This window comes from Sutterella wadsworthensis 2_1_59BFAA, assembly GCF_000297775.1.
In the GTDB taxonomy this organism is placed as follows: domain Bacteria; phylum Pseudomonadota; class Gammaproteobacteria; order Burkholderiales; family Burkholderiaceae_F; genus Sutterella; species Sutterella wadsworthensis_A.
The window spans coordinates 66,759-87,417 of the sequence record NZ_JH815520.1 but is presented as its reverse complement, the minus strand read 5'-3'; the positions used below and the strand labels follow the sequence as shown (position 1 = coordinate 87,417).

Annotated in this window: 17 protein-coding genes, 1 tRNA gene and 1 pseudogene; 8 read left to right on the top strand and 11 right to left on the bottom strand. The window is 62.7% G+C overall.

The window, feature by feature from the left end:
• Window positions 1–73: 73 nt before the first annotated feature.
• Window positions 74–1,768 (top strand): carbon starvation protein A, encoded by a 1,695-nt coding sequence (locus HMPREF9465_RS10480; protein ID WP_005436780.1) that lies wholly within the window; start codon window positions 74–76, stop codon window positions 1,766–1,768.
• Between the two features lie 113 nt (window positions 1,769–1,881).
• Here HMPREF9465_RS10480 and HMPREF9465_RS10475 read toward each other — a convergent pair whose 3' ends face one another.
• Window positions 1,882–2,205 carry an HU family DNA-binding protein gene (locus HMPREF9465_RS10475; RefSeq protein ID WP_005436778.1) on the bottom strand — a complete coding sequence of 108 codons (324 nt, stop codon included), beginning with the start codon at window positions 2,203–2,205 and terminating at the stop codon, window positions 1,882–1,884.
• A 139-nt stretch (window positions 2,206–2,344) separates the two neighbouring features.
• On the opposite strand from HMPREF9465_RS10475, the gene HMPREF9465_RS10470 reads away from it, so the two are divergent.
• Window positions 2,345–2,421 (top strand) — tRNA-Ile (locus tag HMPREF9465_RS10470).
• A gap of 61 nt (window positions 2,422–2,482) precedes the next feature.
• On the opposite strand, the gene HMPREF9465_RS10465 is transcribed toward HMPREF9465_RS10470, so the two are convergent.
• Window positions 2,483–3,439 carry a DMT family transporter gene (locus tag HMPREF9465_RS10465; protein ID WP_005436776.1) on the bottom strand — a complete coding sequence of 319 codons (957 nt, stop codon included), beginning with the start codon at window positions 3,437–3,439 and terminating at the stop codon, window positions 2,483–2,485.
• Window positions 3,440–3,584: 145 nt separating this feature from the next.
• Window positions 3,585–4,832 carry an MFS transporter gene (locus tag HMPREF9465_RS10460; protein ID WP_005436774.1) on the bottom strand — a complete coding sequence of 416 codons (1,248 nt, stop codon included), beginning with the start codon at window positions 4,830–4,832 and terminating at the stop codon, window positions 3,585–3,587.
• A 159-nt stretch (window positions 4,833–4,991) separates the two neighbouring features.
• Here HMPREF9465_RS10460 and HMPREF9465_RS10455 point away from each other — a divergent pair, with 159 nt between their 5' ends.
• Window positions 4,992–5,891 carry a LysR family transcriptional regulator gene (locus HMPREF9465_RS10455; protein WP_005436773.1) on the top strand — a complete coding sequence of 300 codons (900 nt, stop codon included), beginning with the start codon at window positions 4,992–4,994 and terminating at the stop codon, window positions 5,889–5,891.
• A 221-nt stretch (window positions 5,892–6,112) separates the two neighbouring features.
• Window positions 6,113–7,162 (top strand): hypothetical protein, encoded by a 1,050-nt coding sequence (locus tag HMPREF9465_RS10450; RefSeq protein WP_005436771.1) that lies wholly within the window; start codon window positions 6,113–6,115, stop codon window positions 7,160–7,162.
• A 71-nt stretch (window positions 7,163–7,233) separates the two neighbouring features.
• Here the strand turns inward: HMPREF9465_RS10450 and HMPREF9465_RS10445 are convergent, their stop codons facing one another.
• A complete protein-coding gene (locus tag HMPREF9465_RS10445) occupies window positions 7,234–8,283 on the bottom strand; it encodes a 4Fe-4S binding protein (RefSeq protein ID WP_005436770.1) in 1,050 nt (349 codons plus the stop codon).
• On the bottom strand, window positions 8,280–9,662 hold the full coding sequence (locus HMPREF9465_RS10440) for a hemolysin family protein (RefSeq protein ID WP_005436769.1): 1,383 nt from the start codon (window positions 9,660–9,662) through the stop codon (window positions 8,280–8,282). Before HMPREF9465_RS10440 ends, HMPREF9465_RS10445 begins: the two co-directional genes overlap by 4 nt.
• Before the next feature lie 242 nt (window positions 9,663–9,904).
• Between HMPREF9465_RS10440 and HMPREF9465_RS10435 the strand changes: the two genes are divergently transcribed.
• A complete protein-coding gene (locus HMPREF9465_RS10435) occupies window positions 9,905–10,867 on the top strand; it encodes an AEC family transporter (RefSeq protein WP_005436768.1) in 963 nt (320 codons plus the stop codon).
• 108 nt (window positions 10,868–10,975) lie between these two features.
• On the opposite strand, the gene HMPREF9465_RS10430 is transcribed toward HMPREF9465_RS10435, so the two are convergent.
• The 4 genes and pseudogenes from HMPREF9465_RS10430 to HMPREF9465_RS13310 form a co-directional block, all read right to left on the bottom strand.
• The gene (locus HMPREF9465_RS10430) at window positions 10,976–12,178 is read right to left on the bottom strand and encodes a M20 metallopeptidase family protein (protein WP_005436767.1); all 1,203 of its coding nucleotides are present in this window, start codon (window positions 12,176–12,178) and stop codon (window positions 10,976–10,978) included.
• A 154-nt stretch (window positions 12,179–12,332) separates the two neighbouring features.
• Window positions 12,333–13,829, bottom strand: coding sequence for an FAD-dependent oxidoreductase (locus HMPREF9465_RS10425; RefSeq protein WP_005436766.1), 1,497 nt, complete (start codon window positions 13,827–13,829; stop codon window positions 12,333–12,335).
• Window positions 13,830–13,939: 110 nt separating this feature from the next.
• On the bottom strand, window positions 13,940–14,608 hold the full coding sequence (locus HMPREF9465_RS10420) for a response regulator transcription factor (protein ID WP_005436765.1): 669 nt from the start codon (window positions 14,606–14,608) through the stop codon (window positions 13,940–13,942).
• Between the two features lie 17 nt (window positions 14,609–14,625).
• Window positions 14,626–15,282, bottom strand: a pseudogene (locus HMPREF9465_RS13310) (zinc ribbon domain-containing protein); the annotation flags it as partial.
• Between HMPREF9465_RS13310 and tnpA the strand changes: the two are divergent.
• Window positions 15,239–15,646 carry an IS200/IS605 family transposase gene (gene tnpA, locus HMPREF9465_RS14070; protein WP_081579498.1) on the top strand — a complete coding sequence of 136 codons (408 nt, stop codon included), beginning with the start codon at window positions 15,239–15,241 and terminating at the stop codon, window positions 15,644–15,646. The pseudogene HMPREF9465_RS13310 and the gene tnpA sit on opposite strands and share 44 nt — an antisense overlap.
• On the opposite strand, the gene HMPREF9465_RS10415 is transcribed toward tnpA, so the two are convergent.
• Both HMPREF9465_RS10415 and HMPREF9465_RS10410 read right to left on the bottom strand, forming a co-directional pair.
• The gene (locus HMPREF9465_RS10415) at window positions 15,604–15,957 is read right to left on the bottom strand and encodes a helix-turn-helix domain-containing protein (protein WP_038007682.1); all 354 of its coding nucleotides are present in this window, start codon (window positions 15,955–15,957) and stop codon (window positions 15,604–15,606) included. The two genes, tnpA and HMPREF9465_RS10415, sit on opposite strands and share 43 nt — an antisense overlap.
• Window positions 15,958–16,072: 115 nt before the next feature.
• Entirely contained in the window at window positions 16,073–17,944 is a 1,872-nt protein-coding gene (locus HMPREF9465_RS10410; protein ID WP_005436761.1) for a sensor histidine kinase, read from the bottom strand.
• A gap of 153 nt (window positions 17,945–18,097) precedes the next feature.
• Between HMPREF9465_RS10410 and HMPREF9465_RS13490 the strand changes: the two genes are divergently transcribed.
• Together HMPREF9465_RS13490 and HMPREF9465_RS10400 are read left to right on the top strand one after the other, a co-directional pair.
• Window positions 18,098–18,733, top strand: coding sequence for a TetR/AcrR family transcriptional regulator (locus tag HMPREF9465_RS13490; protein ID WP_005436759.1), 636 nt, complete (start codon window positions 18,098–18,100; stop codon window positions 18,731–18,733).
• 533 nt (window positions 18,734–19,266) lie between these two features.
• The gene (locus HMPREF9465_RS10400) at window positions 19,267–20,568 is read left to right on the top strand and encodes an anaerobic C4-dicarboxylate transporter (protein ID WP_005436757.1); all 1,302 of its coding nucleotides are present in this window, start codon (window positions 19,267–19,269) and stop codon (window positions 20,566–20,568) included.
• Window positions 20,569–20,659 lie beyond the last annotated feature (91 nt).

Sequence of the window (20,659 nt, the reverse complement as noted above, 5' to 3'; positions counted from 1 at the left end):
TTTAGAGTAGCAAATGAAGGAGGCCCTCTCGACCTCCCGACATACAAGAACAACTTTTCAGGATGATCTACAGATGAACGGTCTCACTCTCATGGCTGTCGTGATCGTCTGCCTCTGGCTCGGCTACCACTTCTACGGTCGCTGGCTCGAAAAGACATGGGGCATCGATCCGAACGCCAAAACACCCGCCGCGCTTCGCAACGACGGCAAGGACTATCAGCCCGCCTCCCGCCTCTCCGTTTTCGCGCACCAGTTCACGTCCATTACGGGCGCCGGTCCCGTCACGGGTCCCATCATTGCCGCCATGTTCGGCTGGCTTCCCGCGCTTTTGTGGATCATCATTGGCGGCATCTTCTTCGGCGCCGTCCAGGACTTCACGGCTCTTTACGCCTCCGTCAGGAACGGCGGCAAGTCCATGGGCATGATCATCGAGCAGTACGTCGGCCGCTTCGGCCGCCAGCTCTTCCTCGCCTTCTGCTGGCTCTTCACGCTTCTCGTCATCGCCGCCTTCGCCGACATGATCGCCGCAACGTTCAACGGCTTCACAAAGACAGGCGAACAGAACATGCCCAACGCTGCCGCCGCCTCGATCTCCATGATCTACATCGTCGGCGCCGTGATCTTCGGCCTCTTCCAGAAGTACGTCAAGCCCTCGAGCGGCCTGCAGCTCGCCGTCGGCATCGCCATGATGATCGCCATGCTCGCCATGGGCATCGCCTGGCCGATCTACGCCGATGCCGACACCTGGCGCGTCGTGGTCTTCCTCTACGCCTTCGCCGCTTCCGTGATGCCGATGTGGATCCTCAAGCAGCCGCGTGACTTCCTCTCGATGTTCCTGCTCTTCGGCATGATCATCGCCGGCGTCGTCGGCGTGTTCGTGACGAACCCGACCATCAACATGCCCGCCTTCGTGGGCTGGGAGGTGAAGGGGCTTGATCTCTTCCCGATCCTCTTCGTGACGATCGCCTGCGGCGCCATATCGGGCTTCCACAGCCTGGTGTCCTCCGGCACGTCCTCCAAGATGATCGCCAATGAAACCGACATGCGTCCCGTCGGCTACGGCGCCATGCTCGTCGAATGCGTCCTCGGCGCCCTTGCCCTGACCATCGTCTGCGCCGCCGCCTCCACGACGGGCCAGCTGCCCTCGGGCACCCCGTTCCAGCTCTTCTCGGGCGCTGTTGCCGGCTTCCTGACGAACACCTTCGGGCTCCCCGCCGACATCTCCGCCTGCGTTCTGACGATGTGCGTCTCCGCCCTCGCCATGACCACGGTCGACGCCGTTGCCCGCATCGGCCGCATGAGCTTCCAAGAGCTCTTCGCCACGACCGACGGCAGGGAAAAGGGCCCCGTTGCGAAGTTCCTCAGCAACACCTGGGTCTCCACGCTGCTCACGCTGGGCGGCGGCTGGTTCCTCTGCCTCGCCGGCTACATGAACATCTGGCCGCTCTTCGGCTCCGCCAACCAGCTCCTCGGCGCCCTCGTCCTCACCGCGCTCGCCGTGTTCCTCCAGAGCACGGGCCGCAAGGGCTGGATGCTGTGGGTTCCGATGACCGTCATGTTCGTCGTCACGATGACGGCCCTCGTCCAGGCGCTCCTCAAGATCGCCGCCGCCTGGAGCGCAGGCACCTTCGTCTTCATGACGCACGGTCTGCAGGCCATCATCGCCATCGCGCTCATCGTGCTCGCGCTGCTCGTCGTCTACCACTGCGTCGGCCGCCTCTTCAAGGGCGGCAAGCAGGACGCAACCGGCGCCGCCAACGCAGCGTAATGCACCGAACCTCCGGTCCCGAGCACACGGGACCGGTTCCCGGAAAAGCCGAAGCCCCCGCACCGCAAGGTGCAGGGGCTTCGTTTCGTTTGATTCGGATCGTCAGGACGCAATCAGGCCTTTCGTTCCGTGCGCGCGTCGATCGCCTCGCGCAGGTCCTTGCCGGCCCTGAAGATCACGACCCAGCGTGCGGGGGCGTAGACCTTCTCGCCCGAGCGCGGATTGCGGCGCATGCCGCCCTGACGGTAGCGAGGTGCGAAGGAGCCGAAGCCCCTGATCTCGATGCGGTCGCCGCGAATCAGCGCGTTCTGCATCGCATGGAGGATGGTGCGGAACGCGTCGCGCGCCTTGCTCGTCGGAATGTCCGGAAACGCGTCCGAGAGTTCGTCTGCGATTTCGCCGCCCGTCACCATGCGGCATTCGGTAGTGTCGCTCATGTCTCAAGCCTGTATGTGGAAAGGTCCCCGTATGATATCCCATCCCGTCGCAAAACGCCTTCCCGCCGGTGCGCGACGCCCCCAGGACTTGAGACGGCATTTGATCTTGCCGAGGCCTCATGATACAATTCGCGCTCCTGCGCCCTTAGCTCAGTCGGTTAGAGCAGGCGACTCATAATCGCTTGGTCGCTGGTTCAAGTCCAGCAGGGCGCACCAAGACAAGAAAGGCGGCTTCTCACAAAGCCGCCTTTTTTCGTTTTCCGTCGGATTTCCTCTGCTATTTGTCCGCCTGCGCGGACATGCGCCTTCTGCGGCGCACGAGGCCAATGTGCTTTGTCTGAACCATGAAGAGGCCCGCGAGCACGAGGAGCGAGCCCGCCACGAACGGCAGTCCGATCCTGTCGCCGAGGATGAAGACCGAGAAGAGCACGCCGAAGAGCGGCGTCATGAAGACGAGGATCCCGAGCCTTGCCGCCAGATACTGCTTGAGGAGCTGACACCAGACGAGGTAGCTCGCGAACGCCACGACGAAGGTCTGGAAGCCCATGGACGAGAGCATGAGGGGCGTGAGCCCGATGTGCGTCTGTCCGAAGAGGATCGCGCAGGGCAGGAGCACCGCGAAGCCCGAGGCGAGCTGGCAGAAGAGCATCTGCGAGGCGGGCGCCTCGTTCATCGTCGTGGCGCGCATCGAGATCGTCGTGAGCCCCCAGCAGAAGCCCGACATCAGGCCGAAGAAGTCGCCGAGCAGCCACATCTCGCCCTCGGGCACCGCACTCCCCGAAAGAAACACGGGCAGCAGGAACGCGGTCGCAATGCCCGTGAAGGCCGTCACGAGGCCCGCCCACTGAATGGCCGAGAGACGCTCCTCGGGGAGCTTGATCGAGAGCCCGATCGCCGCAAAGAAGGGGGCCGTGTAGAGCAGCACCGAAATGTGCGAGGCGTTCGTGTACTGGAGGCCGAGCGCCACGAAGAAGAATTCGCCCGCAAAGCCCAAGCCCACCTTGAGGGCGTCCGTGAACTTCACGTTCATGTTCCACTTCTCCCTGAGCCAGAAGCGGTTGGCACACCAGAGCAGGAAGGCCGCGCCGCCCGAGCGCAGGGCCACCTGCATCAGGGGGCCGATGTCGGGCGCGCTCGCCTTGATGGCGGTCTGCTGAAAGCCCCAGATCATGCTGAGAACCACGCAGATGAGGAAGGCCCGGAGGTCTACGGGACGATGGACGTCGCTCTTCATTTTGTCTTTTTTTGGCTGGCTGTGGGTTGGATGACGCAGAATTTGCGTGCGCACGCAAGTCGAAGACGCCGCCTCACGCTTGTGTGAAGGCGGCGTCCCGGGCCCGCCTGCGGCGGGAGACTCACATTCTACGCCTGACGGCGGTTCAAGATTTCGCGGTGAGCTGCCTGCTCACGCGGATTTCGTTGAGAAGCGCCATCATGAGCAGCGCGGCGATGAAGAGAAACGCGGTCTCGAGCGACTTGTGTTGGGCGATGAAGCCGAGCAGAGCGGGGCCGGCCATCAGGCCGCCGTAGCCGATCGTCGTGACGGTCGTGATCGCGGCCGTGGGATCGCATCCCTTGACAGACGAGGCGGCGGAGATGAGCACGGGCGCGATGTTGGCGATGCCCAGCCCCATCACGAAGAGGCTTGCGAAGAGCACGACCGGACTGTCGGTGAGGACCATCGCGACGAGCGTGCCGATGTTGAGCAGCATGCCCGTGACGAGCACGCGGGCGCGGCCGAAGCGCTCGACCATACGGTCGCCCATCAGGCGGGCAATGGCCATCGCGATCACGAAGAGCGTGTAACCGACGCCTGCGGCCTTGAGGTCGACGCCGCCCACCTGGTGGACGTAGATCGCGGACCAGTCGAGCATGGCGCCTTCGGCGAGGAAGACCGACATGCACACGAGGCTCAGCATCAGGATGCGTCCCCTGGCGGGCGCAAAGACCATGCCCTCGCTCTTCACAGCCGAACGGCCCTCGGCGGGGGAGACGCCCGAAAGCGCCCACAGAAGAACGGCGGCGAGCACGACCATCAGGCCGCCCACGACCCAGAGGAGCGGCACGCCGAGCACGAGCAGGCCCGTGATGGCGCCCGCGGAGACGACTTCGCCCACGGAGTACGCGGCGTGAAGGCCCGACATGAGGGGATGCCCCGCCTCCTTCTCAAGCTGCGCGCCGTAGATGTTCGCGCTCACCTCGAGGCAGCCGAGCGTGACGCCGTAGAGAAGAAGGGCCGCACACTCGATGCGGAAACCCGGAATCATCGCCAGCACGACGAGCAGCAGGCAGGAGAGCACGCCCGAGGCGGCAAGCGCCGCGCGATTGCCGAAGCGCGTCGAGACCGTGCCCGCAATCGGCATGCCGAAGAAGGAGCCGATGCCGAGGCCGAAGAGCAGCGTGCCGAGCACCGCGGGTTCGAGCGAAAGCTCGGTCTGCACGAAGGGAATGATGGGCGCCCAGCTCGCGACGGTGAAGCCGCCGGTGAAGAAGCCCGCGCGCGCGGCGAAGAGCCTGCGGCGCATCTTCGCATCATGCTGCGGCGTGCTGTCCGGAGCCTTCTTCGGGCTGTTGTGAAGGGTGTTCTGATTGGAAAGACGAGTGGTGTTTTGTTCTTGTATCGACATAAGGACCTGCGTGGGTAGTCAGGACACCGTCATTTTCTCATTCAAAATTCGATCTCTCAAGATGGATTCCATCGGATTTTTGATAGACTGAAAGCGCCATCGCCCGTCCTGGGCGGACTTCGGGCATTCGGTCCCATTCAAAACGGAGCGTTTTCAGTCATGACGATTTCGATCGAAGAGATGAGGAGCTTTGCCGCCGTTGCGGCGCAGGGCACCTTTTCGGCCGCGGCCCGTGCTCTCGGGCGCAGCCAGTCGGTGGTCTCGACCCACATTGCGGGCATGGAGAACGAGCTCGGCATCAGGCTTTTCGTGAGAGGCACGCCCGCGAAGCTCACCCCTGCGGGCGAGGAGCTCCTGCCCGGCGCCCTGCGGGTGCTCAGGGAGGCCGAGCGGTTCGAGAGCCGCGCCTCGGAGCTCTTCAGGCTGCCCGAGCCCCTTCTCTACATGGGCATCGACATGGCGCTCGAGCTGCCGCTTCTCCTTGATCTGCTGCGCGACTTCTCGCGCCAGTTCCCGTCGGCGCGCCTGCAGCTCGAGAACATCTCGAGCTCGGAGTCGAACTGGTTCTTCCGGCGTTCGCACATGACGATGGCGGTCATCTTCTCCTCGAGGCCCGACCCCGAGTGCGAGGAGCATCTCATCGGACTCGCGCCCCGCGCGGTGGCGGTCTCGAAGAAGCATCCGCTCGCGGCAGTCGAGCGCCCCTCGATCGAGGCACTTCAGGGCGTGCGGCAGATCGTCGTCAACGCCCGCGACAGCGAGTCGGAGTCCCCGATCACCGTGAGCCCCGACGTCTGGGAGGTCGACGGCGCACAGTGGGCGATCGGGCTTGCCGCCAGAGGCGTGGGCTGGACGATCGTGCCCCGCGCCGTCGCGATGACGCAGCCGGGCCTGCGCTCCTCTCTCGCGCTCCTCTCGGCCCCCTTCGACCTGCCGCCCGAGCGCCTCATCCTGCGCACCAAGAAGGACGAGGTCCCGCCCGTCTTCGCGAAGTGGTGGGCCGCCGCCCTCAGAAAGACCGCACGCCGCCTCGGACTCGTTCAGCCCGAATCAATGTGACGATTTCCGCCCGCCTCTGTGACGGGCGGTCTGAAAACGAGCGCGGGATCGGGACTTTCCCGTCTTTTTTGCAAGAAAATGCGCGTTTCGGGCACGTTTTCGACACAATGACGCTCAAAACAGGCTAAAGTGTTTTCAAGCCGGTTTCTTTCGGATCCACTTGTCAAATTGAAGTTTTCAATAAAACGGCACTTCAACGCGGCACAACACGGTTTTCCACCATGAAAACGCTCCTTCTCAAAGACAGTTCGCTGCGCGTTTCGGTGATGAGCTTTCATCACGAGATCGTCTACAGCGTGATGCGCGCCTACTTCGAGGCGCTCGTCAGTCACGTCCTCATCTGGAACGAGCGTTCCTACGGACTCCTGTGGAACACCGAGATGGTGGAGGACATCTCCGAGCGGCTTCGCTTCTTCTCCAAGGATACCAAGCGCTGGCGCGTCTATGCAGTCCTCTTCGGCGTCATCAACCTTCGCCGCGAACTGCGAATCGTGCCCTTCAGGGATGCGCTTGAGGAGCACATGAGCACGGGGCTCAACGTCTCGGCCGTCGCCGTGATCGACGTGCACCGCATCTACGAGACCTTCGGCACGAAGAACGTGCCCGAGGACATCCTTGAGGACTTCGTCAACAAGTACAACGCCTGGCACAACTCGTTCGAGTGGTTCGTGCGCCTTTTTGAAAACGGCCGCCTCAAGAGCGAGAACCGCGTCTGCCGCACGATGGACGACGTGATCATGTGGCTCAAGCACCAGCCCGAGCTCGTCAACGTGCGCATCACGCCCAAGCAGTTTGCCGACGCGCGAGCCGACGTCGAGTCCGACTTCGGCATTCTCGTGAAGAAGAACTTCGTGCTCACAGGCATCAACGCCCTCAACAGACTCGAGTTCCGCGACGGCGCCATGGCGCTGCGCGTCGCCTTCGACGACCTCGTGCGCGTGCACTCCGAACTGCACGACCCCGAATCGATCGGGAGCGTCTTCTGGAGCGCCGACAGCGTCGTGGCGCTTCTCGCCAACGGCATCGGCTTCAGCATCAAGCGCGACGACATGGGATTCGTGCGAATCTCCGCCCCCGTGGGCACGCCGCTGCACATCGTCGACGGTCTCAGGAACATGCTCCTGGCCTTCCAGGGGGCCGCACCCGACCGCATCGAGATCGCCGAGTCGGACGACATCTCTGTGCAGAGCTTCATCGACGGTGAAGGCGCCATCCCCACGCTCAACGAGTGCCACCGCGCGCTCTGCGAAGCGATCGGCCGGATCCGCTGACGCCCCTGACGAAGCCTCACAAAAGGAAGGGCCTGCATCTTCCGGATGTCAGGCCCCCTTTTCTTGTTCAGTTATCGGTTGAAGTATCCCGACGTGAAGCTTCGCTCCACGATTCCCTCCCAAGCGGACGCGCGCCTTCTCCCCTTCACGGCGAGCTTGACGACCGGTCTTCCCGAAAGCCAGGCGTCAGCCGAGTCGGGCGCACCGAAGGAGACCGCCTTCGACGTGCAGATGTCGGCGCAGAGGCCGCAGCCCGTGCAGGCCGTCTCGACAGCCGCGATCGTGAAGCCTTCGCCCTCGGTTTTCGCCGAGAGCGCGTACTGGGGACAGGCCGCGGCGCAGAGCCCGCAGGCCGTACACTTTTCCGAATCGAATTGAGGCACCCTGAGGCCGGCAAGGCACGCTGCCTTCGCAGCGCGCACGCCTTCGGCATCCTGCATGCCCGAAAGAAGCCCCCTTGCCGCCATGAGCCTGCGCCTTGAGCCCTCCGTCACAAGCAGGTGGCCCGCGGATTTGTCGGGCGCGTGCTCCGCAATCCTTTCAGGCGAAACGGGCGCGGTGGACTTTCTGACGACGATGCCCAGAAGATGACGGCGGCCGCCGTCGACCTCGGGAACGGGCTCGGTGCTAAAGACGACGTCAACCGTGCGCCCGAAGGCCCCGGCCATCTCCCTGAGATCCCTGACGAATGCGTTCCGCAGCGTGACGCCTTCGCACCGCACCTCGGCAGGACAGCCCTCGCAAACGCCCGTCGCGATCCTGAGCGTGCGAAGCCCGCCCCGAAGAAGCTCGAGCCTCGTCGTGGCACAAAGGCCTCCGATGCAGGGAACGGGCGTGCCCGGCCCCTGAGCAGCATGACTGCAGCGGCATTCGAGAACGCCTGAGGAAGGCACGGCCGCAACGGCCTCGCGCCAGCCCGCCCCGGGCAGCTCGAGCGCGTCGCGCGGACAGGCCGCGGCACAGGCGCCGCAACCCTCGCAGGCGGGCGAGATGATGCGAAGCGCGGCCCCTTCGAACGAGAGGGCGCGTGCAGGACAGGCGTCGGCGCAGGCGGTGCATTTGGCGCCCGCGTGCCGCTCACGCACGCAGCGGCCCGCAATAAGGCGAACGGCGCCCGTCACTTCGTGCCGCCCGGATTGATCTGGTCGGCGGCGGATGCGTCGGCGCCGCCCTCGGGGGCCTTCTCGACCTTCTCGGCCTTGTCGGCGTGCTTGACGTGGTGGTCCGCACGACGCATGAGCACCTGGTCGATGTGGAAGCCGTCCATGTTGGTGACCTCGAAGCGGTAGCCCGCATACTCGACGAAGTCCCCGCGCTTGGGTACGCGGCGGAGCATGTACATGATGAAGCCCGAGACCGTCTCGTAGGTCTCCTCCTCGGGCATGCTCTCGATGCCGAACTCGCGCTCGATGTCGTCGACGGGCGTCGAGCCGTCAACGAGCCAGGTGCCGTCGGCGCGCTCGACGAGGAGCTGGTCGTCGGCCCAGACGTCGTAGTTGCCCATCACGGGCCAGAGGATGTCCTTGAGGGTGATGATGCCGACCGTGAGGCCGTATTCGTTGATGACGACCGCGAAGTCGGAGCTCTCCTTCTTGAAGAGGTCGAGCGTCTCGGTGAGCGTGAGCGAGTCGGGGATCGTGATGATGGGCTGCACGATGCCGGGCTTGCGGATCGAGAGGGACTCGCCGTCGGCATAGAGCTTGAGGAGCTGCTTCCCGTCGACGACGCCCAAAACGTGATCGATGTCGCCGTCGACGACGAGGAACTTGTTGTGGGGCGTGAGCGAGATCTTCTCGCGGATGCTCTCGTCACTCTCGTCGAGGCTGAAGTAGATGATGCTGTCGCGGGCCGTCATGGCGCTGGGTACCAGATGGTTTTCAAGGCCCATCATGTTCGTGATGGCGGTATGCTCAAGCGGCGCGATGACGCCCGCCTTGGCGCCCGCCTCGACCGTCGCGATTACGTCCTCGTTGGTGATCTGGTCCTGGTTGTTGAGCGGCACGCGCATCATGCGCATGATCGCGTTGGCGAGCACCGTCAGGAGCCAGACGAGCGGCTTGAGGAGCATGATGAGCGTCACCATCGGACTGATGCAGCGCACGGCCACCTTTTCGGGGCAGCTCATGGCGACGCGCTTCGGAATGAGGTCCGCGAACATCACGAAGAGAATCGTGACGAGCAGGAACGAGCAGAAGAAGGAGACGGGCGTGAGGGCCTCCGGCGGCACGACGTAGGCGAACACTGCGGCGAAGACGTCCGTGAAGACCGCCTCGCCGACCACGCCGCCGAGAATGGCCACGGCGTTGATGCCGACCTGCACCACCGAGAAGAAGTAACCCGGATTCTCCTTGAGGTTGAGAACGAGCCTGGCGCGGTGGTCGCCCTCTTCGGCCATGCGCTCGAGCCTCACCTTGCGGGAGCCTGCGAGGGCGATTTCAGACATGGCGAAGTACGCCGCGCCTATGATGAGAAGCGTGATGAGGACGAGCTGCGTGAGCATGACCGGGGTTTTCCAGAGATGACGTACGGAGACAGGCGGGCGTTGCCGCCGGCCGCTTATTGTACCGCAGCCCGCGTCCCGCACCGATTTGCGGGCGGGAAAAATTCGCGCCCGCCCGAAGCACGACGTCCTGATCAGGATCCCCGCCGCCGATTTCGACGCAGGTGTCCGTCCTGAGGATAAGGAATCCTCGTGCTGTTACAATCATTTGATCCTCGGATTCCTACAAGACGACATACGAAATGTCCGACGCACTGCTTCATACGATCTCCAACGTGCTCGTCCTCGTCCTCACGGCGGGGATCGGCTGGCTTGCCGCCCAAACGGGCAAGCTCGACGACACGGGCCGCATCACGACGGCGAAGATCGTGAATCTCTCGATTCCGTTCTTCCTCTTCAATTCCGTCACGACGAAGTTCACGCACGACCAGCTCGTCGAGCTCCTCGGCATGGCCTGGCTGCCGTTCGTGACGGTCTGCCTCAACCTTCTCATCTCGCTCGCGCTCATCAGGCTCGGCCTCGTGCGCAGGGAGCTCTCGGGCACCTTCACCGCGGCCTTCACGGGCTCAACCGTGCTCTTCGTGGGCGTGCCCATGACGACCGCGCTCTTCGGCGAAGAAGGCATTCCCTACCTGCTCGTCTACTTCTTCGCCAACTGCGTCTTCATCTGGACCGTCGGCCTCTACGCCATCCAGACCGACGGCGTCGCGAAGACGGGCGGCGCGCGTCCAAAGCTCGTTTCTATGAAGAGCGTCAGAATGCTCTTCTCGCCGCCGCTTCTCTCCTTCATCGTCGGCATCGCCTTCGTCGTCCTTTCGATTCCGATCCCGCACTTCGTCGCGGCCACCGTGAAGAGCTTCGGCTCCGTCACCTCGCCGCTCGCGCTCTTCTTCATCGGCATGACGATCTTCAAAATCGGCGTCTCCGAGATGAAGCGCATGCCCCGCGAACTCGTCTTCGTGCTCCTCTCCTGCTTCGTGATCCGCCCGCTCGTGATGTACCTCGTCACGATCCCGTTCGACCTCGAGCCCATCATGCGCAAGGTCTTCGTCGCGGCCGCCGCCCTGCCCGTCTCGTCGGTCATCGCCGTTCTCGCACGCACTTACGGCGGCGACGAGCGCTTCGCCTCAAGAGCGATCGGCGTGACCACACTCGGCATCATCCCGGCCCTGCCCGTGATGCTCTTCATCGTGCATTTCGTCTGATCCGGATCTCGAAAAGAAAGCTGCGCGCAACGCCCGCACCCACGAAGAAGGGGCGCCCGTTCATGCAGATCGGACGCCCCTTTTCAATGCCGATCCTTGTTCAGGATCTCATCGGGCGGCGAGCGCCTCGAGGCGCCTGACGGCCATGTTGGCCACGACGCTCACGGCGACGGGGAGGACCTCGTCGTTGAAGTCCATCTGCTGATTGTGGAGCGACACCTGGTGCTCCTCGTCGCGGATGCCCACGCGGATGATCGCGCCTGGGATGCGGTTGAGGTACTCGGAGAAGTCCTCGCTCGACATGAACGGACGGATGATGCGGACGTTGTCCTCACCGAGCAGGGCCTTCGTGACCTCGTGGGCGGCGATCGTCTGCTCCTCGCCGTTGATGACGGAGCCGATCATGCGGTCGTAGACGAGCTCGACCGTGCAGCCGTTGGCGGTGGCGATGCCCGTCACCATCGCGCGGATGTTCTCCTCGGCGAGGTCGCGGATCTCGGGCAGGAAGGTGCGCACCGTGCCGCTCATCGTCAGTTCGCTCTGCACGACGTTGTTGGCCTTGAAGTTGCCGCAGTTGATCGAGCAGATGGAGACGACGGCGGACTCGATCGGGTCGACCTTGCGGGAGACGATCGTCTGGAGCGCCGTCACGATCTGGGCGGCGACGGGAATCGGGTCGACGCCGAGGTGCGGACGGCCGCCGTGCGTGCCCTTGCCGCGCAGCGTGATGTAGACGCTGTCGCTCGCGGCCTGGAGGGGACCCGGCTTGAAGCCGATCACGCCCTTGGGAAGATTGGGCTCGGTGTGGCCGCCGTAGATCTCCTCGATGCCGTACTTCTCGATGAGGCCCGCCTCGACGAGGGCCTTCGCACCCGTGCCGGCCTCTTCGGCGGCCTGGTGTACGAGCACGATGCGGCCGGGGAAGTCGTTGTGCGCGGCGAGCCAGCGGGCGGCGCCGAGAAGCCACGTCGTGTGGCCGTCATGGCCGCAGCAGTGGCCGCGGCCGGCAACCGTGCTCGCCCAGGGCTTGCCGCAGCCGTCGTTCATCGGCAGGGCGTCCATGTCGGCACGGATGGCGATGGTGTGGCCGGGACGGCTGCCCTCGATCACGGCGATGACGCAGCCCTTGACGAGCTCCGTGTCGATCTCGACGATGCCGCTCTTCCTGTGATAGTCGCAGATCAGGCCCACGGTGCGCTCGGTCTCGAAGCCGAGCTCGGGGTGTGCATGAATGTCGTGACGGATCTCCTCGAGCTCGGGCACGAGTTCGGCGACGCCGGGCAGAAGACGGTCTTGAAGAAGCAGAGCCATTTGGGGTTCTCCATTTTTTGAACAATGGTCTTGGTGTCTGACGATTGTACGCCTTCCGAGAAATCGAAAGGACCTTCCCGCTTGCGCAGGAAGATCCTTTGGGGAGCGGCAGGTCCAGGGGAACGGCCTGCCTCATGTCGCCGATTAACCGCGGTTACTTGTTGCCGAGGATCGTCTTGACGGCCATGCGGCCCGAGTTGATGGCGAATGCGGAGGCGGTGCCTTCGCCGATCTTCAGGTCATAGGCTTCGCCGTACACGCCGCCCGCGTCATGACCGATGGCATAAAGGCCCGGAATGACGTGGTCGTTCTTGTCGAGAACCTGCAGGCCCGCGTTGACCTTGACGCCGTTGAGACTGGTGAGCGTATTGAGCTTGCCGCGGACGATGTAGAACGGACCTTCGGAGATACCGCGCAGGTAGTACGGGGCCTTGTCGAACTGTTCGTCCTTGCCCTGCTTGGCGTACTTCGTCATCTTTTCGCACGTGGCCTTGAGGACCTTCGGATCCATGCCGGCCTTTTTGGCGGCTTCTTCGATCGTGTTGCCGATGAAGACGTTGCCCTTGGCTTCGTTGGCCTTCAGGAGCTCGTCGAGCTGCGTGGCGGCCTGATGGCGGAGAATGAAGTTGCCGCACGGATTCGGATAGCCCTTGCCTTTCGTGGAGAATTCACGCTTCGTGGCCTCGTCGAACACAATGTAGGTCCATTCGCCGGTGCGGGCGATGGCGTTGGAAGACATAGGCCAGTCGATCGTCAGTTCTTCGTTGAAGAAGCGGTTGCCCACGGCGTCCACATAGAGGAGGCCCTGGCGGAAGAGCGCGCGGACTTCCTTATTGGCGCCGTTGCAGATGGCTTCGCCTTCGGCGGGCATGAATGCGCCGTTGAGCATCATCGGGCCCATGTTGTCGCCGACGGCGCCGACTTCAAACGCCATGTTGATGCCGTCGCCCGTACGACCCGGAGCGCCAACCGGAACGGAGTCGATGCCGGAGTACTTCTTCACCATCTCGGTGTTGAAGGAGTAGCCGCCCGTGGCCAGGATGACGTTCTTGGCGTTGACGGTGATCGTGTCACCCTTCTTGTTCTTGGCGATGACGCCCGTGACCTTGCCGTCCTTGAAGATCAGCTTTTCGGCCGGCGTCTGGAGAAGCAGCTGGCCGCCCTTGGCCTTGAACTGCTCGATCATGGCCTTGGGCAGGGAGCCGGCGCTCGGATAGATGTGCCAGGTCTTGTCAGCCTTTTCACGCCAGGCGGTCTTTACTTCCTTCCAGTGCACGCCGTGGTCCCAGACCCACTGGATCGTTTCGGCGGATTCATCGACGAAGGCCTTGACGAGCGGCGCGTTGATGGTCCAGTGATGGTAGGCGGCCATTTCGTTGAAGGCCTGGATCTTCGTGAGCTTGACGCCCGCTTCCTTCTGCATGAAGGATTCGGCGGCAAACGAGCCCTCCATGAAGTTGCCGGCGCCGCCCGCGAAGGCGTTCTTTTCGAGAAGGAGGGTCTTGAGGCCGCCTTCGACGGCGGAAAGAGCTGCGACGGAACCGCCTGCACCGGCACCGACCACGACGAGGTCGACGGTGTAGGTCTGGTTGGCGGCGTAGGCCGGAGCAAAGCACATCGCAACGGCGGCGGCAAGAATGACACGCTTCAAAATCTGTTCTCCTTAGGTCAGGGAAATCGGTCGGGAGGTGAGCTCGAGACGGCGTCCCTCTCCATGACCCAAAGATTATTCGGCGTTTTGCTTAAGTACTTTTGGCGCCGTCAAGAGGTCGGGCCCGCCTCACCGAGTATTTTCCCTAGGTCGGGCATGAGCTTCTGAAACTGCCTGACGCTGTGGACGCCGAGCGCCTTGTAGACGGCGGCGCGGTGCACCTCGACGGTCCTCACGGACAGGCCGAGATGCTCGGCGATGGCCGCATTGTCGAGGCCCTGCATCATGAGTTCGAGCACGCGCCTGGGACGGTCGGTGAGCGACGCGACGGCCGAAGCGAGGCTCGAGGGCACCTCTGCGCCTTCGGCCGCAAGGGTCGAGCGCTCCGTGAGGATCCTCACGAGCGTGATGAGCTTCTCGGGATCCACGGGCTTGAGCAGGAAGTCCGCTGCGCCCGCCTTGAGCGTGTCGATCGCCGCCTGAATGTCCGAGTAGCTCGTGATGAAGACGACGGGAACCTTCGAGTGCATGGCGTTGAGGCGCTGCTGAAGCTCGGGGCCCGAAAGTTCGGGCATGCGCACGTCGAGAAGCACGACGCCCGGCCTTCCCGAATCGAAGTCCCTCAGAAACTCGGCGCCCGAGGCGTAGGACGCCGTCCTGAAGCCCTCGCACTCAAGCATGAATCCGAGCGATTCGCGGACCTCGTCCTCGTCGTCCACGATGCGGATGAGCGGCTCGTCGGCTGCCTTCTTCTTGACATCCTCCCAGACGCGCTTCATGATCTGTTCTCCTTTGGTCAGGGAAATCGGTCGGGAGAGGAGCTCGAGACGGCGTCCCTCTCCATGCCCCAAAGATTATGGCATTTCGCGGTTTCATGTGGGTAATTCCCGCGCGGAATCGAATCGTCAAACTGTCGTGGAATAGCGCAGGCCGTTAGGCCGAGCATATGCCGCGAAAGCAGATTGACGAGGTGATTCAGCGCAAATAGCCTGTGGTTCGGGGAAAGCAAGGGCGTTAACGCCCGCCTTTTCCCCGAGCCACGTGGCGGCGAACGCCGGGGTGTCGGGGGCGGAACCCCCATTCTAGTCACTACCCGATACGGGCAGTAACGGGCTGCATCAAACAGCCCTCCAAGCTTCTTGAGCCAGCCATCACCGAGTTCTTTTCTTCCGATGTTCAAGCATCCGTTCACATCGGCGTTGATTTTTTGACCATTCGATCGAATGAAGAGCCCACCAATTCGCTTGCCCGAGCTCGGAACAAGATTCGCATTTTTATCCCCGTAATTAGGGAGCTGATCAAAATCTAGCGCCGACTGGCGAGAAGTGTAGCGTTCCTCTCGAACGATCACCTTGATCCCGTACTCCTCCGCCTTGTAGCGAATCATGTGAATCAGGCGGTTGAAGGGAATGTTCACGAAGTTTTGGTTATTGACCTTGCCGAGGTTGATATTCTGTTTCCAACCTTCGCTGCGTCTACAACATCAACATTCATTTGGTACTGGTTGTAGCTTATCGATGAAAGCAATCACAAGAGCCATATTCAGTACTATACAGGAAGTTCTACACCGCATTCTGGATCGACTTGAGATTCGGATTCTCGATTTTTCCGGAGAGGCTGATCACATCCACCTCTTGGTTTCCATTCCGCCTCGCTATGCGATTTCCGATCTTGTCAACCGCATCAAAACGGCGACCACTAGAGCGATTCGCCAAACACATGCAAAAGCCATTGCTCCATTTCTTTGGAGAAATCGATTCTGGTCCAATAGCTATTACGCTGTTTCTGTCGGAGACGGACGCTCGATAGAGTCATAAAGCGGGATATTCAAGGGCAGAAATTGCCGAGCTGACGCTCGGCCCGCTATCCATCCCCACCCAACGCTTCGCATTGGATGGGGAATTCCGCGGAAGTGATTAAATCTGCGAAGAACCTCCTTTTTCCACAGCATCAACCGCCCAGCCAGCTCCGTGTACTTGAGAAAAGGAACCGCTTGTTCTAGGCACCGCTTCTGCAGTTCTATCGCCTTGTTCCACACGAAACGCCGACACCCGACAGCTTGAGCGAAGATTCGCTTCTGCTCCCGGGTAGGCATCAGTTCGAACTTGTAGGCGATGTTTGCTTTCATGACTTCAATCCTACACCGTCCTTTCGAGAACGCATGCTTCGCACGAGTTTGTGCGAAAAGGGTTTGAGCGCCTATCAGCCCGGCGGTTAAAACCGCGGGCTTTCTCGGCTCGACTTTATAAAGCGTCTCCCTTCTTTCCTTCGATCCCGTCCCGTTTCGCTTCGAGCGGTAGCTCGAGGCGGGCCTGCGCGCCGCCTTCGGGTAACGGCCTGATCGCGAAGCTTCCGCCGTGGGCCTCCGCAATCGAATGAATGATGATGAGGCCGAGTCCCGTGCCGCCCGTCTTGCTGCTCGGCGCGCCGGTGATGTGCTTCTGGAATTCGGCAGGATCGACCACGGCACCGCGATTCCTCACCTCGAGGACGACGCTCCTCTCCGAGACCTGCATGGCGACGGCGATGCCGGGATCGGTGTCGATGCCGACCGCCTCGGCGGCGTTCTTGAGGATGTTGAGCACGGCAAGCCCGAGTTCGAGCTCGTCGCCCGTGACGACAGCCCTGACGGTCGAGACCTCGACGGGACACGCGATCCTGCCCGACTGCCTCAGATCGGCGATCGTCGCCTCGACAAGCAGGTCGAGCCTTACGGGCGCGAGCCTTGAGGTCTCTCCCTTGGCGTAGGCGCGCACCTTCTGCAGGATGCCTGCGGCGCGCTCGCTCTGCTCCTCGATGGTCCTGAGGCAGTCCTCCATCATGCCCTTCTTGAGCTCTGGAAGCCTCAGCAGGGCCTGCATGGCGCGGGTGCGGTAGCGGATGGCCGAAAGCGGCTGGCCCATCTCGTGGGCGAAGATGGAGGAGAGCTGGCTCACGACGCCGAGCCTCGACATGGCGCGCAGCCTCTCCTCGGTCTCGATCGCCTTGCTCTCGATCTCGCGCTGGCGCACATAGGCCTCGTTGAGCTCGCGCGCACGGGCCTGCGCCTGACGCTCGACGATGCGAAGATGCACGAAGCCGCCAAGGAGCAGGAGCACGACCGTCACGACGACGGCCGAATACTTCTGCCAGATGCGCTCGAGCGTCCATTCGCGCAGGTAGGCGTAGGGACCAATCCTGAGCGTCTTGAAGACACGGTCGACGCGGTCGAACTCGGTCGCGACGCTGAAGCCCATGCCGCTCTTCGGATCGACGGGCATCGACATCAATGCCTCGACCATGCGCTTCGTCATGGCGGGCTCGACGAGGCTCGAGGTGCGTGCAACGGTCCAGCCGGGAAAGAGCGACGTCGAACGCAGGCAGGCGCGCGTGTTCTCGTGCGCGGGGGCGACGGGACGCAGCCGGCCCTCGAGTTCGGGCCACTTCTCGAGGAGCGCCTCATACTCGCAGATGCGGAAGGCTGAGACGTCGGCATCGCCATTCAAAAGCTTCTCGACGGTGAGCTGAGGCTGGTCGTGCGTGATGATCTCGGACTTGAAGAAGTCGTCGGGATCAAAGCCCGCGTCGGCGACCGCGGCCATCGGAATCTGGTAGTTGATGAAGTTGGCCTTCGAGTTGAGCACCGCGCGACGGCCCTTCATGTCGGCGATCGTCCTGATCTCGGGATGCCTGTCGGTCGTCACGAAGAGCGCGCCCGCAAAGCGGTTCGGATCGGGAAAGCGGCTCGTGAAGACAGTGCCGAGCGCATAGGCGCCGTAGGGGCGAAGCTCCACGTAGTGGCCCGCGCTCATGAGCCCGAAGTCGATCCTCTGGGACCTTGCGGCCGCATAGAGCTCGGGAAGATGATATTCGACGAACTGGAAGGTGACGTCGGGCATCGTCCTTTCAAGATGCTCCATCAGCGGCCTGCGGATGTCGGCTTCGCCGGGCTGGTAGTTGTTGTCGCCATAGGCCTTCATCGGCTTGAGGAAGCCGAAGCGCACGACGCCGGGCTTGTGCGGCTGCGCCTCGAGCTGCTCGGGCGTGAGGATGACGCCCGCGAACGTCTCGCCCGCGTGCAGCAGGAAGGCTGCGGCGAGGAGAAGAAGCTCTCGAGCGAAATGAAGCGGGCGCATGCGGTCTCTCGGACGGTCGGTGAGAATCACACCATTTTAGAGGCATCCCGAATCCCGCCGCCATTCCCGCATGGCGCCGCTCGGGTACAATGCACGGAATCCGGCCCACAACCGATTCAATCGGGATCCGCTGACCAGGACCCGCAACAAGACATGACCGACAGACTTCCGAAAACACCCAGAGGCCGCAACCGTGCGGTCGAGCTCCTTCGTTGCGCCATCGACGTCTTCATCGAGTACGGCTACGAGGGCGCGTCCCTCTCCCGCATCATCGAACGCTCGGGCGGCTCGCGCACCGTAATCTACCAGGTCTACGGCAACAAGGAGGGGCTCTTCCTCGCCGCCCTCGGCATGATGGCCGACGACGTCTATCAGGCCTACGTGAGCGACTATCATCCCGGCCGCAGCCTGCGCGAGGAGTTCGAGGCCTTCGGCCGCATCTTCCTCACGGGCATGTTCACCGAACGCGCCGTCGGCGCCTGCCGCCTCGTCTTCGCACAGTCCTTCGCCCGCCGCGACATCGGCGAGTTCTTCTATCGCGAGGGCGTGAAGAAGAGCTACCAGTGCTTTGCCCGAGTCCTGCAGAACCACGTCGACGCCCCGATCGAGGAGCTCGAGGAGGCCGCCGCCCGCTTCATCGAGATGCTCCGCGGCCCCCTTCTCATGCGCATTCTCTGCACGCCCGAGACGCAGGTCACGCCCGAGGAGATCGAGGAGGCCGCCGTGCGCTGCGCCGACATCATGACCGTCTGGATGAACGAGCGCTGGCCCGAGACCAGAGCCGCCTGACCCGCACCGCTCCCATCATGGGCGCCGCCTCCCGAAGCGTGGACGCGGCGCCTTTTTCGTGTCCGCCCGCCTTTCCCGAAATGCCTTGAAACATTTCCCGCGACTCCTCACGACTCTCGAAAAACTACCGAAAACTACGCAATTCTGAGGCGAAACCGCGCCCAAAACACGACTTCCGCATCCCCTCCGGCCACTCTCCCCGACGCCCCGCCGGTGTCCCCAAAAGGCCTCACGGCGTCACTTTTAGGGGAAAATACCCAGAAGTTCAAAGCGACACGAAAAACACGGAAAAATCGGACCGATTTTCCGCCTGAAACGACTGTCGCAGAGCGCTTTGCAAAGATCATCGAATTATTTTGGCAGCGGGTTAACCCTATGGATCGTTTACCCTCAGGAAGCGCTTTCAACCCGTTTTATCCGCGTTTGCCCCGTTGACTTAAGGCGACGGGTCGGATAAGGTGCGCACGTATAACAAAGATTTACAGGTTCCCCTGTCCTCCGGGATGCGGGATTCCACAGCCAAAGGAGATCGTATGGTCTACATTCACTTTGCACTGCTCTTCGCGTGCATCATCTACGCCGCCAAGCTCGGCGGCATCGGCGTCGGCATGGCCGGCGGCTTCGGCATGGCTATTGCCGTCTTCTGCCTCGGCATCCCGCCGGGTCCCATGCCCCTTGACGTGATCCTCATCATCATGTCCGTCCTCTTCGCCTGCTCCGTCATGCACGTTGCCGGCGGCATGGACTACATGGTTCGCGTTGCCTCCCGCGTTCTTCGCGCCAATCCGAAGTACATCAACATCCTCGCTCCGGCGATCGCCTTCCTTCTGACGATCCTCTCCGGCACGGGCTTCACGACGATGTCCATCCTGAACGTGATTCAGGAAGTGGCCAAGCAGAACGGCGTTCGTCCGTCCCAGCCGCTGACCTCCGCCGTCGTCGCCTCCCAGATCGCCATTTCCGCCTCCCCGATTTCGGCCGCCACCGCCGCCATGTGGGTTGTCGTTGAAACGATGGGCGTCTCCTTCGGCCAGGTCCTCTGCGTGATTCTGCCGGCCGGCCTCTTCGGCGCCGCCGTCGCTTCGCTCATCTCCGCCTTCCAGGGCGTCGACCTTGAAAAGGACCCGATCTTCCAGGCCCGCATGAAGGCCGGTCTCGTCGCCATGTCCTCTCAGGAACAGCGTGAAGCTCCGCTTCCGAAGGGCGCCAAGCTCTCCGTCGTGATCTTCCTCCTCTCCGTGGTGTTCATCGTTGCCATGCTCCTCTTCAAGAAGGAAATCGGCCACACCCTCGGTTCCCGCGACATCATCGTCATCACGATGCTCTTCATCTCGATGCTGATGTACTGGTTCTGCGACGTCGAGCTCACCAAGATCAAGAACTCCTCGATCTTCAAGGGCGGTTATGAATCTCTCGTCGTGATTCTCGGCATCTGCTGGCTCGCCTCCACGGTCATCGGCATCTACATCCCGACGATTAAGGAACAGGCCACTGTCCTCCTCGGCCAGTACCCGGGCCTCCTCGCCCTCGCCTTCTTCTGCGTGTCCGCTCTGCTCTTCTCGCAGGGTGCCACCTCGGCCCTGCTCGTCCCGGTTGCCGCCAGCCTCGGCTGCGACGCCCCGATGATCCTCGCCTGCTTCGTGGCCGTCTCGGGCATCTTCGTCACGAACGTCTACCCGACCTCCGCCTTCGCCATCTCCTGCGACGACACGGGCTCCTTCATGGGCAAGTGGTCCGGCACGTACGTGATCAACCATCCGTTCTTCCTCCCGGGCTGCCTTGGCCTCGTCGCCGCCATCCCGTTCGGCTTCCTCATGGCCGGCCTCGTGTTCTAAGAGGTGTGTAGCACTTTAGTGCCACCCCCCTGCGCATGAAAGCGGGGAATTAAATTAGGGCGTACAACCACGGTTGTACGCCCTAAAATCT